Annotated in this window: 14 protein-coding genes; 10 read left to right on the plus strand and 4 right to left on the minus strand. The window is 74.4% G+C overall.

From position 1 onward, the window contains the following. Positions 1–48 precede the first annotated feature (48 nt). Together ABZ459_RS19490 and ABZ459_RS19495 are read left to right on the plus strand one after the other, a co-directional pair. On the plus strand, positions 49–1347 hold the full coding sequence (locus tag ABZ459_RS19490; RefSeq protein ID WP_357971750.1) for an MFS transporter: 1299 nt from the start codon (positions 49–51) through the stop codon (positions 1345–1347). Beyond that, positions 1344–2159 (plus strand): alpha/beta hydrolase, encoded by an 816-nt coding sequence (locus ABZ459_RS19495; protein WP_357971752.1) that lies wholly within the window; start codon positions 1344–1346, stop codon positions 2157–2159. Before ABZ459_RS19490 ends, ABZ459_RS19495 begins: the two co-directional genes overlap by 4 nt. A gap of 51 nt (positions 2160–2210) precedes the next feature. Here ABZ459_RS19495 and ABZ459_RS19500 read toward each other — a convergent pair whose 3' ends face one another. Continuing rightward, a complete protein-coding gene (locus ABZ459_RS19500; protein ID WP_357971754.1) occupies positions 2211–3446 on the minus strand; it encodes an MFS transporter in 1236 nt (411 codons plus the stop codon). Between the two features lie 108 nt (positions 3447–3554). Between ABZ459_RS19500 and ABZ459_RS19505 the strand changes: the two genes are divergently transcribed. After that, a complete protein-coding gene (locus ABZ459_RS19505) occupies positions 3555–3797 on the plus strand; it encodes a hypothetical protein (protein ID WP_357971756.1) in 243 nt (80 codons plus the stop codon). A 102-nt stretch (positions 3798–3899) separates the two neighbouring features. On the opposite strand, the gene ABZ459_RS19510 is transcribed toward ABZ459_RS19505, so the two are convergent. Beyond that, positions 3900–4487 carry a TetR/AcrR family transcriptional regulator gene (locus ABZ459_RS19510; protein WP_357971758.1) on the minus strand — a complete coding sequence of 196 codons (588 nt, stop codon included), beginning with the start codon at positions 4485–4487 and terminating at the stop codon, positions 3900–3902. A gap of 66 nt (positions 4488–4553) precedes the next feature. Between ABZ459_RS19510 and ABZ459_RS19515 the strand changes: the two genes are divergently transcribed. Genes ABZ459_RS19515 through ABZ459_RS19525 form a run of 3 tightly spaced genes read left to right on the plus strand, consistent with a single transcriptional unit; the run spans position 4554 to position 8916 of the window. Then, on the plus strand, positions 4554–6416 hold the full coding sequence (locus ABZ459_RS19515) for an ABC transporter ATP-binding protein (RefSeq protein WP_357971760.1): 1863 nt from the start codon (positions 4554–4556) through the stop codon (positions 6414–6416). Then, a complete protein-coding gene (locus ABZ459_RS19520; protein ID WP_357971762.1) occupies positions 6413–8134 on the plus strand; it encodes an ABC transporter ATP-binding protein in 1722 nt (573 codons plus the stop codon). Before ABZ459_RS19515 ends, ABZ459_RS19520 begins: the two co-directional genes overlap by 4 nt. A gap of 32 nt (positions 8135–8166) precedes the next feature. Beyond that, a complete protein-coding gene (locus ABZ459_RS19525; protein WP_357971764.1) occupies positions 8167–8916 on the plus strand; it encodes a class I SAM-dependent methyltransferase in 750 nt (249 codons plus the stop codon). Positions 8917–9042: 126 nt separating this feature from the next. Here the strand turns inward: ABZ459_RS19525 and ABZ459_RS19530 are convergent, their stop codons facing one another. Further along, positions 9043–9579 carry a M15 family metallopeptidase gene (locus tag ABZ459_RS19530; protein ID WP_357971766.1) on the minus strand — a complete coding sequence of 179 codons (537 nt, stop codon included), beginning with the start codon at positions 9577–9579 and terminating at the stop codon, positions 9043–9045. Positions 9580–9720: 141 nt separating this feature from the next. On the opposite strand from ABZ459_RS19530, the gene ABZ459_RS19535 reads away from it, so the two are divergent. Both ABZ459_RS19535 and ABZ459_RS19540 read left to right on the plus strand, forming a co-directional pair. Beyond that, positions 9721–10416, plus strand: a complete 696-nt coding sequence (locus ABZ459_RS19535) for a response regulator transcription factor (protein ID WP_357971768.1) — start codon at positions 9721–9723, stop codon at positions 10414–10416. Continuing rightward, entirely contained in the window at positions 10409–11524 is a 1116-nt protein-coding gene (locus ABZ459_RS19540) for a HAMP domain-containing sensor histidine kinase (protein WP_357971770.1), read from the plus strand. Before ABZ459_RS19535 ends, ABZ459_RS19540 begins: the two co-directional genes overlap by 8 nt. Here ABZ459_RS19540 and ABZ459_RS19545 read toward each other — a convergent pair. Continuing rightward, a complete protein-coding gene (locus ABZ459_RS19545) occupies positions 11484–12305 on the minus strand; it encodes a helix-turn-helix domain-containing protein (RefSeq protein ID WP_357971772.1) in 822 nt (273 codons plus the stop codon). The genes ABZ459_RS19540 and ABZ459_RS19545 overlap by 41 nt on opposite strands. A 102-nt stretch (positions 12306–12407) precedes the next feature. On the opposite strand from ABZ459_RS19545, the gene ABZ459_RS19550 reads away from it, so the two are divergent. Both ABZ459_RS19550 and ABZ459_RS19555 read left to right on the plus strand, forming a co-directional pair. Then, complete coding sequence (locus ABZ459_RS19550) at positions 12408–13232, plus strand: phytanoyl-CoA dioxygenase family protein (RefSeq protein WP_357971774.1); 825 nt, start codon at positions 12408–12410, stop codon at positions 13230–13232. 41 nt (positions 13233–13273) lie between these two features. After that, positions 13274–14050 (plus strand): hypothetical protein, encoded by a 777-nt coding sequence (locus ABZ459_RS19555; protein ID WP_357971776.1) that lies wholly within the window; start codon positions 13274–13276, stop codon positions 14048–14050. Positions 14051–14058: the final 8 nt, after the last annotated feature.

Here is a 14058-nt window from a genome sequence, read left to right on the forward strand (position 1 = left end):
TCGAACAGGTGTTGGACCCGGGCACCGCGCCACCGCCAGGATCAGGACATGGCCGGACGAGGAACGATCACGCTGTGCTACGGGCTGACGGGCGTCACTAACGCGGTGTGGGCCGCCACGCTGCCCGCCACCGACGCGCGCCTCGGGCTCGGGCCCGGCGGGCTCGGCGCGGTGCTGATGGTGCTGGCCGCCGGCGCCCTCGTGGCCATGCCGGTGGCCGGACGGCTGTGCGACCGGTGGTCCGGGGGCGGGCTGCTGCGGGTCTGCGCCCCGGCGGCGGCGCTGGCGCTGGCCGGTCCGGCCCTGGCGGCCGGCGCCGGGCCGCTGATGGTCTCCGCCGCCCTGCTCGGGGTGCTCTCCGGCCTGCTGAACGTGGCCCTGAGCGTCCAGGCGGTGGCCGTCGAGCGCGGGCTCGGGCGGCCGATCATGGCCACGGTGCACGGCACGTGGACGCTCGGCGCGGTGGCGGGCGGCGCGCTCGTCACCGCGGCCCTGCATGCGGGGGCCGACGTGCGGGTGCTGATGCTCGTGGGCGCGACGGTCCTGACCGCCGCCATGGCCGCCGTCGGGGGCGCTGCCATGGCCACCACCAGGGCCGCTGCCGGGACCACCGCCGGAACCTCTGCCGGGGCCGCCGTTGGGGGCGCTGTCGGGGCCACCGGTGGGGACGCGGGTGCGGCGCAGCGGACGGAGTCGCGGGGGGCGGCTCGGCTGCGGCCGGGGCTGCTGGCCATGCTGGGCGTGATCGGCGCCGCCGCGTTCGTCGCCGAGGGCGCCGCGACCGACTGGGCCGGGGTGCACGCGACCCGCGTCCTGGGCGCCCACCCGGCCACCGGGTCGCTCGTCTACACCGTCTTCTTCGTGGCGATGACGCTCGTCCGCTTCGCCGGCGACGCCGTCAGGACGCGGCTCGGCGTCCGCGTCACGATCCGGCTGGCCGGCGTGACCGCCACCGCCGGTTACGGGCTCGTCCTGCTCGCGGGCGTCCTGCCCGCGGGGGCGGCCGCCCGTCTGGGCTGCGCCATGGCCGGTTGGGCGCTGTCCGGCGCGGGCGTGGCCGTGGTCTGGCCGGTCGTGGCCAGCCTGCTCGGAGCCGCGGGCGGGTCCGCGCGTGGCCTGTCCGCAGTCACCACCGTCAGCTACGGCGGCGGCCTCGCCGGCCCCGCCCTCATCGGGTACGTCGCCACGACGGCGTCGCTGCCCCTCGCCCTGGTGATCCCGGCGGCCCTGGCGCTGCTCGTGGCCGTCGCCGCACCACCGCTGCTGGACGCGGTCGTCACGACCGCGGCCGCGGCCGACCATCCGGCGGCCCACGTCAGGGCCGTCGCTTCCAGGAGGACATCATGACCACGACCGTCTCCACGCTCGACGTCCCGGGCGCCCGCCTGCACTTCGAGGTACGCGGCCAGGGCCCGCTCGTCGCGCTCGTCGGCGCGCCGATGGACGCCGGCTCCTTCGCCGCGCTGGCCGACCTGATCGCCGACGACCACACGGTGCTGACCACCGACCCGCGCGGCATCAGGCACAGCCTCCTGGACGACCCCGCCCAGGACTCCACGCCGCGGCTGCGCGCCGACGACCTGTCCCGCCTGCTGGCGCACGTGGACGCCGGGCCGGCCGTCGTCCTCGGCTCCAGCGGCGGGGCCGTCACCGCGCTGGCCCTGGCGCAGACCCGTCCCGAGCAGCTGCGCGGCGTCATCGCCCACGAACCGCCGCTGATCGAGCTCCTTCCGGACCGCGACAAGCTGCACCGCCGAACCGACGAGCTCATCGCCGCCTACCTGAGCGGTGACGTCATCGGCGCCTGGGCGGGGTTCATGGGCCAGGCCGGCATCACGGTGCCCGACGGCGCGCTGGAGATGATGTTCGGCGGCCCGCGCGACCCGCAGGACGTCGCCGACGAGCGCCGCTGGTTCGCCCACGAGCTGCACGCCACCACGCACTGGGTGCCCGACCTGGACCGGCTGCGCTCGGCGCCCGGTCTCGTGATCGGCATCGGCGAGGAGTCGGCCGGGCAGTTGTGCGACCGCGCCTCCCGCGCCCTGGGGCTGGCGCTCGGGCTCGACCCCGTCCTGTTCCCCGGCGACCACACGGGCTTCGCCGACGCCCCCGACGCGTTCGCGCCCGTGCTGCGGACCGTGCTGGACCGGCTGCGCTGAATCCCCGGCGACGGCGCGGCACGCCGGCCGCCTACCGGCCCGGCGGCGCCGTCACGCCGGCGAACCGACCTGGGGCGCGTGGCCGGTCCGCGACCGGCCGCGCGCCTCGCGGACGAAGGACAGGGCCACGGCGCCCGCCACGGGCCCGGCGGCCAGGGTGGCGAACGCGGCGGAGAAGGAGCCGCCGGCCTGGTAGACCGCGCCCACCACGACCGGCACGGTCACGCTGCCCAGTTGCGCCACCGCGTTCGTCGCGCCCGCCGCCGAGCCGGCCAGCGCCGTCCCCGACAGGCCGGGCACCATGGCGATCAGCAGCGGCGAGTACAGGTACGCGCCCAGCCCCGCGAACCCGGCCGTCACCAGGAACGCCGTCTCCGTCTCCATGCCGCCGAACAGCAGCAGGCAGCCGGCGAAGGCCACCAGCACGGCGACCGCCGGGCGTTTGCGTCCCCGTCCGGCCAGGTCGGTGACCAGGCCGATGACCGGTTTGCCCACCGCGCCCGCCGCCGCGAACACCACGACGACCGTGCCCGCGGCCACCGGGTCGAGCCCGTGCCCCTTCACCATGAGGGTGTTGGACCAGGTCACGAAGCCGTACGTGCCCCACAGCCCGCCGAAGCCGGCCAGGCCGATCAGCAGCAGGTCGCGGTCGCGGGCCAGGCCGCGCAGCGACGGGCGCGCGGCCGGCGGCTCGCGCCGGTCGCGCAGCAGCGTCAGGCACACCAGCGCGAGCCCCATCGACACGATCCCGAACAGGTGGTACGAGACCCGCCAGTCGTACCACTGGATCAGCCGGGGCACGAGCACGTTGGCGATCATCGTGCCGAGCGAGGAGGCCATGGTGAACACGCCCATCGCCAGCCCGCGCTCCCGGTCGCCGAACCAGGACGCGATGAGCTTGACGCCCGCCGCGAAGTCGGCCCCCGCGCAGAGCCCGATCAGCGCCTGCACCGCGATCCCGGCCCCGGCGGACGGCACGGACCCGAACACGATCATGAAGCCGCCCGCCGTGAACAGCGACCCCGACAACACGACCCGGCTGCCGATCCGGTCACCGAGCAGCCCACCGCCGATGTTGGACAGCACGTAACCGACGTAGTACGCCGTCGCGAACGCCCCCAGCCCCGCCAGCGACACCCCCAGCGCCTCGCCCGCCTGCAGCGACGCGGGCCCCCAGGTGGAACGGTCGACGGAGGTCATGGTGAGCGAGGCCCAGCAGAGCAGCAGCACGACCCATCGCCGCAGGGACCGGGCCTCAACCGATGGTGACACTGTGTAATCGCTCACGTGCGGTCACGCTACTGCCTCACACCACGCCTTGTGACTTTCTGTACTTGAGTCATAACAATCTGCTACTCTCGGCGGTCCTTCCCGACCACATCGAAGGGACCTCGAATGTTCAAGAGAAGACGCGCATCGGCCGCCCTCACGATCACCGCAGCAGTGGCCGGCGTGCTGGCCTCCGCCGCGCTGACCGGCCCGGCCCGCGCGGCCGCTCCCGTACCGCTGCCCCACCCCTACCCCGGCTTCGGCCCCGCCTGGCCGGCCCCGGCGGGCACGGCCCACGTCCACAACGCCGTCCAGGACGCCGCCCGCAGTCAGGGCCTGCCGAACAAGAGCGCCTTCGGGGTGTCGTGACCCCCTCACCGGCCAAGGCGCCGGGCGTCGGCGTACGGCGACGCCCGGCCCGTCCGCTCCGGCCGGAACCCGCAGCCTGACCGCCCGCGGAGCCGATCCGGATCAGGCGCCGGGCGTGCTCCTGGGGCCGTCGGCGAAGTGCCGCAGAACCATCTCGATCAGCGCGTCGACGTCGGCCGCGACCATCGGCTCGCCGGTCATGCCCATCCGGTGGAGCAAGGTGCCGACGACGACGTCGATGTAGAGCAGGACGCGCTGCTCCGGCTCGCCGAGCGCCTCCTGGAGCGCCAGCCGGTACGGGTCCTGGAACCGGGTGGACAGGACCTCGCGCAGGGCGGGATCGCTGACGGCGTCGCTGAACACGCCCGCGAACGCGTCACCCGTGCCCGGCTCGCTGATCTTCCCCGCGATCCAGCGGATGGTCGAGGACATGATCTCGGCCCGGTCGGCGCCCTCCAGCGGCGCCGGGCCGAACGCGTCGAGCAGGCAGTCGACGATCAGCTCGCCCTTCGTCGGCCAGCGCCGGTAGACCGTCGTCTTCGCCACACCGGCCGCGGCGGCGATGCGCTCGACGGTGGCCCGCGCGTAGCCGAGCTCGTGGACGGTGCGCAACGTGGCGGCGAACACCTCGGCGTTGACGCCGGAGCGCGGGCGACCGGGCGGTCTGACGGAAGTGCTCGCTCGGGTCATGCCTGAACGATAACTTATTGCGCTACCGTAAGTATCGATACTTCAGGTAGCGGAATTGGAGGACCCATGACCGGCAGCCGCGATCCGAGCCGGGGACACCGGCCCGCCCCCGAGCAGCCAGAGACCGTCCCCGAGCCGCCCGAGGCCGTCCCACCGCCGGAGCCGGGCGCGGGCGGGCTGCTGCGTCCGCACGTCCCGGCGTTCGTCATGGTCGTCGTGTCGCAGGTGATCGGCGCGGTCGCGGGTCTGGCGCCGCTGCTGGCGGTCGTCGAGGTGGGCCGCGTCCTGCTGTCGCCGTGCCCGGTGGACGCCGGTCGCGTCCGGCTCGCGGTGCTCGTGGGCGTGGCGGGGCTGTTCGTGCGGCTGCTGCTGACGGGCGCGTCGTCGGGGCTCGGGCACGTGCTCGACGGCCGGGTGCAGCTGTCGTTACGACGGCGGCTGGCGGACCGGCTCGGGCGCGTGCCGCTCGGCTGGTTGTCCACCCGCCGTACGGGCGAGCTGGCCAAGGTGGTGGGCGAGGACGTGAGCGCGGTGCATCCGTTCATCGCCCACGCCCCCGGCGACCTGGCCACGGCGTTCGTGGTGCCGGCGGTGTCGCTGGTCTACCTGCTGACCGTCGACTGGCGGCTCACCCTGATCACGCTGATCCCGGTGGCGCTGGCCCTGGCGCTGGTGCCGCTGATGATGCGGCCCGCGCGGCTGCGCGAGCAGGAGGAGTTCGACGCCGCCATGGGACGCATCGCGAGTTCCGTCGTGGAGTTCGTGCAGGGCATCGCGGTGGTCAAGGCGTTCGGCGGCTCCGGGCGCGCCCACCGCGCCTTCCTGCGCGCCGCCGACGACTTCGCCGGCATCTTCAGCCGGTGGGCGCGCGGCATGTCCCTGATCGCGGCGGGGATGCAGGTCGTGTTGTCGCCGCCGTTCGTGCTGCTGGTCGTGCTGGCCGGCGGTGCGGCCCTGATCACGGGCGGCGGCCTGGCCCCGGCCGACCTGCTGCCCTTCCTGCTGCTCGGGCTCGGCCTGACGGCCCCGGTCGCGGCGCTCGGCCACGGCTTCGACGACTTCCAGGCCGCCCGGCGCGCGGTCGGCCGGATCAAGGACGTGCTCGCGGCGCCGCCGCTGCCGGAGCCCGCCCGTCCGGTCGTTCCCCGGGGGCACCGGATCGAGCTGCGGGACGTGCGGTTCGGCTACGACGACGGCCGCGAGGTGCTGCGCGGGATCGATCTGGAGCTGGAGCCCGGCACGGTCACGGCGGTCGTCGGGCCGTCGGGCGGCGGGAAGTCCACGCTGGTGCGGCTGTTGCCGCGGTTCTTCGACCCGACGCACGGCTCGGTCGTCCTGGGCGGGGTCGATCTGCGCGAGATCGGCAGCCGGGAGCTCTACCGGCGGGTCTCCTTCGTCTTCCAGGACGTCCGCCTGCTGCGCGCGTCGGTCGCGGACAACATCGCCCTGGGCGTGCCGGACGCCGGCCGCGAGGCGATCGTGCGCGCCGCCCGGCTCGCGCAGATCCACGACCGCGTCCTGGAACTGCCGCACGGGTACGACACGGTGATCGGCGAGGAGACCGGCCTGTCGGGCGGCGAGGCGCAGCGCATCTCGATCGCCCGCGCGCTGCTCGCCGCCACGCCCGTGCTGGTGCTCGACGAGGCGACCGCCTTCGCCGACCCGCAGACCGAGCAGGCGGTGCGCCGCGCCCTGGCGACGCTGGAGGGCGAGCGGACGATCCTGGTCATCGCCCACCGCCTGGAGACCATCATCGACGCCGACACCGTCGCCGTCCTGGAGGACGGGACGATCGTCGAGCGCGGCAGGCCCGCCGACCTGCTGGCGCGGAACGGGCGGTTCGCCGCGTTCTGGCGGTCCCACCGATCGGCGCTCACCGACGAGACCGAAGTCCGCGACGCCGTGCCGCAAGGAGAACGATCCCGATGATCCGCATGTTGCTGCGTGTGCTGGGACACCGGTACGCCGGGCCGGCGCGCCGCACCGTGGCCCTGATGACGACGACCGCCGTGGCCGAGGGGCTGTCCTACGTGCTGCTGGTGCCCGTGCTGCGGGCGCTGTTCGGCGGCGCGCCCGCCGACGCCTGGCCCTGGCTGGGCGCCTTCGGGGCCGCGGTCGCGGTCTACGCCGCGCTGCGCTACACCAGCGACCTGGCCGGCATGCGGGTGGGGACCTCGATGTTGCGCGGCATGTACCACCGGCTCGGCGAGCACCTGGCCCGGCTGCCCCTCGGCTGGTACGACGCCGACCGGGTCGGCGAGGTGTCCGTCATGGCCAGCCGCGGCCTGTTGCAGGCGATGGGCATCATCGCCCACCTGCTGGCGCCGTTCGTCTCCGCGCTGGTCACGCCGTTGACCATCGTCGCCGTGATGTTCACCGTCGACTGGCGGACGGGGCTGGCCGCGCTGGCCGCCGCGCCCGTCGTGGCGGCGGTCCAGAGCTGGACGGCTCGTTCGACGGCAGCGGCCGACGCCGAGCGCCACGAGGGTGACAAGGAGGCCGCGGGGCGGGTCGTCGAGTTCCTCCAGACCCAGCCGGTGCTGCGGGCCGCGGGCCGCACCGGCGAACGGTTCGCGCTGCTCGACGACTCGCTGCGCGAGGTGCGGCGGGCCTCCCGCCGTACGGTGGTCTCGACGTTGCCCGGTGTGGTGGGGTTGGCGCTGGTGGTGCAGGTCGCGTTCAGCGTGATCCTGGCGCTGGGCGCCTACCTCGCGCTGGGCGGGGAGATCGGCGTGGCGGAGGTCCTGGCGGTGCTGGTGCTGACCGCCCGCTGCGCGGATCCGCTGCTGTCGCTGTCGGAGGTCGGGGGCAAGCTGCGTGCCGCGCGTTCCGTGCTGGCCAGGCTGGACGCGGTGCTGAGCACCGAGCCGCTGCCGGAGCCGCGCGAACCGGTCGAGCCGGTACGCCACGACCTGGCGTTCGAGTCCGTCGCCTTCCGGCACGGCGACCGCACGGTGCTCGGCGACGTGTCGTTCTCCGTGGCCGAGGGGCAGCGGCTGGCCGTGGTCGGGCCGTCGGGGGCGGGCAAGAGCACCCTGCTGCAACTGCTGGCCCGCTTCCACGACGTGGACGCGGGCGCGGTCCGCATGGGCGGCGTGGACGTGCGCGACATCAGCACCGAGGCGCTGATGAGCCGGATCGCCGTCGTCTTCCAGGACGTCTACCTCTTCGACGGCACGATCGAGGACAACGTGCGGCTCGGCCGTCCGGACGCCGACGAGGCCGAGGTGCGGGCGGCGGCGACCGCGGCCCGGCTGGACGAGGTGGTCGAGCGGCTGCCCGGCGGATGGGCGGCGAACGTCGGCGAGGGCGGGGCGCTGCTGTCCGGCGGTGAGCGCCAGCGCGTCTCGATCGCGCGGGCGCTGCTGAAGAACGCCCCCATCGTGCTGCTGGACGAGGTGACCTCCGCGCTGGACCCGGTGAACGAGGCGGCCGTCCACGAGGGCGTCGAGCGCCTGATGGCGGGGCGCACGGTGGTCATGGTCGCCCATCGCATGCGGACCGTCCGGCGCGCCGACCGCGTCGTCTTCCTCGACGGCGGCCGGATCGTGGAGGCGGGCGGCCACGACGAGCTGCTGCGCCGCGGCGGCCGGTACGCCGGCTTCTGGCACGTCTCGACGGCCGTCCCGGACTCGATAATGGAGTGAACCTTCTGGATCATGTGCGTACTGTGGCGAAGGTGGATCCAGCTGACTTCTACACCGGCATCGTCGCGGAGCTCTACGGACCGCTGAAGTCCGTCTCCCAGGACCCGGAGCCCTATGCCGCCTTCGTCGAGCGCGCCGGCGTCCCCGCGCTGGAGCTGGGCTGCGGGGACGGCGATCCCCTGCTGGAGCTGCGCCGGCGCGGCCTGGAGGTCGACGGCGTCGACTCCTCGGCGGACATGCTGGCCCGGCTCCGGCGCCGGGCCGGCGAGCTGGACGTGTCCGTGACGCTGTTCCACCAGCGCATGGAGAGCCTGAGCCTGCCCCGCCGCTACCGGGCGATCTTCCTCGCCGGGCCGACCTTCACCCTGCTCCCCGACGACGCCACGGCGCTGGCCGCCCTGCGCGGCATCCGCGCCCACCTGGACGAGGGCGGCGCCGCGCTGGTGCCCCTGTTCACCCCCGACCCGGCCCCGGCCGACCAGATCGGCCGGGCACGCACGGCCGTCGCCCCCGACGGCGCCGACCTGCGGGTGTCGGTCGTCTCCCAGCGACGCGACGAGACCGCCCGGACGCAGACGACCGTCCTGCGCTACGAACGCCACCACGGCCCGGACGTCAGCGTCGCCGAGCGCCCGTGGGTCCTGCACTGGTACTCCCGCGAGGTGTTCGAGGAGCTGGCCGCGACCGCCGGCCTGGCCGTGACCGCCGTCACCGACCCGGACGGCGCCCCCGCACCCGCCCACGCCACCGACCTGCACGTCCACCTCGAACCCGCCACCTGACCCGGCGGCGGCGCCGCGGAGGACGGTCGTACCGGGCTGCTGCTCGGCGCGGCCCTGGGACTGGGCTACGACCTGGCGCTCTGGCGCGCCTACCGCGGCGTGCCCCTGTCCTGAGGGGGACGCCGGTCAGCGCCGCAGCCTCGGGTCGCGGGTGGGGTCGGCGTACATGCGCGGGCAGCCGCGGTCGACGGCCTTCGGACGCAGTTCGTAGTGCCAGGGCTCGTTCCGGTAGATCTGGCACAGCCCGTACGCGGCGCCGTGCGCCGACAACCATCCGGCGGCGGCGGCCCCCAGGTCGACCGCGTCGCCGGACACGTGCAACGACGTGTCCGGGGAGGCCACCCATCGGGCGGCCTCCTGCTCCGAGCCGTACCGGGCGACCGCCTCACGGCGCAGCCGTTCCTGGTACGCGGGGGAACGCCGGCCGCTGTTGACCACGAACTCGACCCCGTCGCCCGCGGCCTCGGCCGCCGCCCGGCGCAGGGCACCGAGCAGATCGGCGTCGAGGCCGGCGACGGCCGGGATCCCGTCGTCGAACACCGTCACGCCTTCGGGCACGGCCCCCTCGGCCCCGTCGTACGCCGAGGCGGTCAGGGACGTCACCGCCTGGTGGACGACGACGCCGGCGGCGAGCGCCACGCCGAGGACGACAAGCGCGGCCACCAGGGCCGACCGGGTCCGGCGGGCTGCCGTTCGTGCTGGTCCGCTGGGTATCATGCGGCCAGTCAAGGCAGCGGGCCGTTGCCGGCCCGTATGGGATTTTTCATATGCCGGCGATAGGCCCAGGGCCGTACGGTCAGGGGTATGCGGGTACTGATCGTCGAGGACGAGCCCTATCTGGCCGAAGCCGTCCGCGACGGCCTGCGCCTGGAAGCGATCGCCGCCGACATCGCCGGCGACGGGAACACCGCCCTGGAGCTGCTGAGCGTCAACGCCTACGACATCGCCGTCCTCGACCGCGACATCCCGGGCCCCTCGGGCGACGAGATCGCCGGGCACATCGTCGCCTCCGGCAGCGGCATGCCCATCCTCATGCTCACCGCCGCCGACCGGCTCGACGACAAGGCCAGCGGGTTCGAACTCGGCGCCGACGACTACCTCACCAAACCCTTCGAGCTGCGCGAACTCGTGCTCCGCCTCAGAGCGCTCGACCGCCGGCGCGGCCACAGCAGGCCGCCGGTGCGCGAGATCGCGGGCCTGCGCCTGGACCCGTTCCGCCGCGAGGTCTTCCGCGACGGCCGCTACGTTCCGCTCACCCGCAAGCAGTTCGCCGTGCTCGAAGTCCTCGTCGCCGCCGAGGGCGGGGTCGTCAGCGCCGAAGAGCTCCTGGAGCGGGCGTGGGACGAGAACGCCGACCCCTTCACCAACGCCGTCCGCATCACGGTCTCGTCCCTGCGCAAGCGCCTCGGCGAGCCCTGGGTGATCGCCACCGTGGCGGGGGTCGGCTACCGCATCGACACGGCGCCCGCCGCCGGGCGCGAGGGGGAGGACCATGGGTAGGACCCCCGGCCTGAGCGTGCGGCTCAAGCTCACCCTGAGCTACGCCGGGTTCCTCGTGGTCGCGGGCCTCCTGCCGCTCGGCGCGGTGGGGGTCTACTACATGCGCGGTCTGCCCGATGACGCCATCTACTCCACCGGCGACTTCCTGGTCAACCGGTCGGCCATCGTGCGCTCGTTCGCCCCGTTCGCGGCTCTCGTGCTGGCGTTCCTGCTGGTGTTCGGCCTCGTGGGCGGGTGGTTGCTGGCCGGCCGGATGCTCGCGCCCCTGACCCGCATCACGGACGCCGCCCGCAGGGCCACCGGCGGCTCGCTCTCCCACCGCATCCGGCTGCCGGGCCGCGCGGACGAGCTGCGCGAGCTCGCCGACGCCTTCGACACCATGCTCGCCCGGCTCGAAGCGCACGTCGCCGAGCAGCGGAGGTTCGCCGCCAACGCCTCCCACGAGCTGCGCACCCCGCTCGCCGTCGCCCGGACGCTCCTCGACGTCGCCCGCACCGACCCCACCCGTGACCCCGCCGGGCTCGTCGACCGCCTCCATCTGGTCAACAGCCGGGCGATCGACCTCACCGAGGCGTTGCTCCTGCTCAGCCGCGCCGACCAGCGGTCCTTCCCGCGCGAGCGCGTCGACCTGTCGCTCATCGCGGAGGAGGCCGTCGAGACGCTGCTGTCCCTCGCCGAGCGGCGCGGCCTCGCCGTCGAGACCTCCGGCGACCTGACCCCCGCCACGGGCTCACCCGCGCTGCTGCTCCAGATGACGACGAACCTCGTGCACAACGCGATCGTCCACAACCTGCCCGGCCAGGGCACGGTGTGGGTCACGACCGCCGTTCACGCCGGGACGGTGGTCCTCACCGTCGAGAACACCGGCGACGAGCTGCCCCCGGACGTGGTTCCCACGCTCGTCGAGCCGTTCCGGCGCGGCACCGACCGCGTCCGCGCCGACCACGCGGGGGTCGGGCTGGGCCTGGCGATCGTCGGCAGCATCGTCCGGGCGCACGACGGCACCCTCGAGCTCGTCCCCCGCCCGTCCGGCGGCCTCCGCGTCACCGTGCGCCTCCCGGCGGGCGTCACGGAGGGCACCCCCCGTCGGCGATCGCCCGCCGCCTGAACTCCGTGGGAGTCAGGCCGGTCGACTCGCCGAAGGCCCGGTAGAAGCTCGACCTCGTCTGGAAGCCGCTGGCGTGTGCGACCCTGTCGACGCCCCAGCCGGTGACCAGCAGCAACCGGCACGCGTGGGCGACCCGCAACCGGGTGACGTACTGCCAGACGGGCATGCCGAGGGCCCGTTTGAAGGCCAGGGCCGCGTAGGTGGGGTGCACCCCGGCGGCTTCGGCGATCTCCTCGACCGACAGCCGGTCGGTGTAGCGGCGGGCGACGACGGCCAGCATCCGCTCGGCCGATCCGGCCGCCGCCGCTTCGGCGGGCGCCGCCTCGCGCGGCCCCCCGGTCAGGCGGGCCAGCCGGGCGTGCATCTCCAGCAGGCAGACCTCGGCCACGGCGGGGGCCGGCTCGTGGCGCAGCTCCCGGTCCCAGCGGCCCATGAGGAAACGGTCGTGCTCGCCCTCGGCGGCGGTGCCGTACAGGAACTCCCCCGACAGCGCCCGCTCGACCGCGCCGCGCAGCCGGTCGTGGCCGATGACGGCGCTCAGGGGGACGGTGGCCCAGAGGAAGTCCACGCCCTCGGCCGTGAGCAGCCGGTGCGGGTAGCCGCCCCAGAAGACGGCGAGACGGCCGGGCGGCAGGTCCACCTCGCCGCCGACGGTCGCGTACCTGGCGGTGCCCGACAGGACGAGGTTGAACTCGACCTCGGGGTGGATGTGGGAGCGGGGCATGGGGCCCGACGTCACGTGGAATGCCTGCAGGCCGATGACCTGGGCCAGAGATCGCACACCTTGAGGATATGCGACATCTCGGATCTTCCGGGTGGATGACCGGAATGAGGTCGCCGAGGCAGAGTAGCGGCATCTCACCACACCCCCGGAGGTTCCACCATGTCCGAGCTGGACGACTTCATGTTCGACCTCAACGGCTACCTGATCCTCAGGAACGCCGTGGACGCGGATCTGCTGCGGCGGCTCAACGAGGAGTTCGACGCCTTCCCCCGCCACCTCGCCAGGGGCGAGTGGTACCGGGGCGCCCAGCGCCGCGACTACACCCCCGAGACCGGCTTCGAGCTGCACCAGGCGGTCGCGGCGGGCCGGCCGTTCGAGGAACTGGTCGACCACCCGAGCTGGTTCGACCTGGTCAGGCACTACGCGGGCGAGGAGGACAGCTACATCCCCGGGGTCTTCGTCGACGAGACGATCGCCTCGATCCGCGAGTCGGGCGGGCACCACCCCGTGCACTCCGGCGGCTACCGCACCGCGCTGCGCTGCGGCTACCGCTACGACCACGGCGTCTTCCGCTGCGGCCAGGTCAACATCATCCTCGCGCTGACCGACGTCGGTGAGGGCGACGGCGCGACGATGGTGGTGCCCGGCTCGCACAAGTCGAACTTCCGGCACCCGCTGGGCGGCGACTACGCCAGGGGCGACCGCATGGACACCCTGCCGGGCGCGATCCCCGTCCACCTGGAGAAGGGCGACGCGCTGCTCTTCGTGGACGGGCTCATGCACGGCGGCTCCACCCGTACCAACCCCGGCGAGCGCCGCGTGGTCATCTACCGCTACGGCCCGGTGTGGGCGGGCAGCAGGTACGGCTACGTCTACGACGAGTCCTGGCTCGGCGGGCTGACCGAGCAGCGTCGCAAGGTGCTCTACCCGGTCCCGCGCGTCCACGTCGGCGACCCCTGCCCCGCGGAGCCCGGCGACAGGTGAGGAACGGTCACGCCCGCGAGCGGGTGTGACAGCCTGGAGGCGTGACTGCCGAGTGGTTCAGGGCCGATGTGCTCGCGGCCGTCCGGGCGCGGCTGCTGCGTCCGGGCGCCGTGACGGCGGGGTTCGCCGGGGTCGAGGTCGTGGCGGAGGGCGACGGCATGCTGGTGGCCTTCCGCTGGCGGCGCGACCCGAACACCTACGCCCTGCGGATCGGGTTCCCGGCGGCGCCGGAGAGCGCGTGGACCGGCCTTCCGGTGTCCTCGGCCGCCGAGTGGGCCTGTGACGTCGAGTTCCTCCTCATGGAGGAGCTGGACACCGGGCTGGTCCGCCGGAGCCGCCGGACGGTCCGCGACGGCCGGGTCCTGCTGGACACCCGCGACGCCCCGGACGTCTGGCCGGCCGGGTACTTCGTCGGCGAGGTCCCCCTCGACGACGACGCGCCCGCCGCCGACGCCGGGTTCTGGCTGGCCAGGGAGGGGCTGGACGTCGGCGTCCCCCGGCGGCTGATCGCCGAGGCGAGGCTCGCCTGCTGGCTCCAGGCCTACGTCGACAACGCCCGTGGGAAGCCCTTCGTCGGCCACGCGGCCGCGTCCTGGGAGGACGAGCGGCACACCCTGGCCCGCCTCGACGTGTTGTACGTGCTGCCCGGCGTCCCGGCCGGGGTGCGCCTGGCGCTGGCCCTCCTCGCGGTCCGCGAGGTGGCCGAGGCGGGCGCGCTGGGCGTGGTCACCGCGATCGACGTCTCCGAGCTGCGGGAGGTCGGGTTCGGGTCCGCGGGCGACGGCGGCCTCGTCCTGCGCACCAGGAGCGGCGCCTGATCCCGAGG

It is taken from the genome of Nonomuraea sp. NPDC005692 (genome assembly GCF_040631115.1).
Taxonomy (GTDB): domain Bacteria; phylum Actinomycetota; class Actinomycetes; order Streptosporangiales; family Streptosporangiaceae; genus Nonomuraea.

Coding starts and splice junctions, on each gene's coding strand:
- ABZ459_RS19495 (WP_357971752.1), top strand. CDS start 1,344: ATGACCACGACCGTCTCCACGCTCGACGTCCCGGGCGCCCGCCTGCAC.
- ABZ459_RS19490 (WP_357971750.1), top strand. CDS start 49: ATGGCCGGACGAGGAACGATCACGCTGTGCTACGGGCTGACGGGCGTC.
- ABZ459_RS19510 (WP_357971758.1), bottom strand. CDS start 4,487: ATGACCCGAGCGAGCACTTCCGTCAGACCGCCCGGTCGCCCGCGCTCC.
- ABZ459_RS19515 (WP_357971760.1), top strand. CDS start 4,554: ATGACCGGCAGCCGCGATCCGAGCCGGGGACACCGGCCCGCCCCCGAG.
- ABZ459_RS19535 (WP_357971768.1), top strand. CDS start 9,721: ATGCGGGTACTGATCGTCGAGGACGAGCCCTATCTGGCCGAAGCCGTC.
- ABZ459_RS19540 (WP_357971770.1), top strand. CDS start 10,409: ATGGGTAGGACCCCCGGCCTGAGCGTGCGGCTCAAGCTCACCCTGAGC.
- ABZ459_RS19550 (WP_357971774.1), top strand. CDS start 12,408: ATGTCCGAGCTGGACGACTTCATGTTCGACCTCAACGGCTACCTGATC.
- ABZ459_RS19505 (WP_357971756.1), top strand. CDS start 3,555: ATGTTCAAGAGAAGACGCGCATCGGCCGCCCTCACGATCACCGCAGCA.
- ABZ459_RS19520 (WP_357971762.1), top strand. CDS start 6,413: ATGATCCGCATGTTGCTGCGTGTGCTGGGACACCGGTACGCCGGGCCG.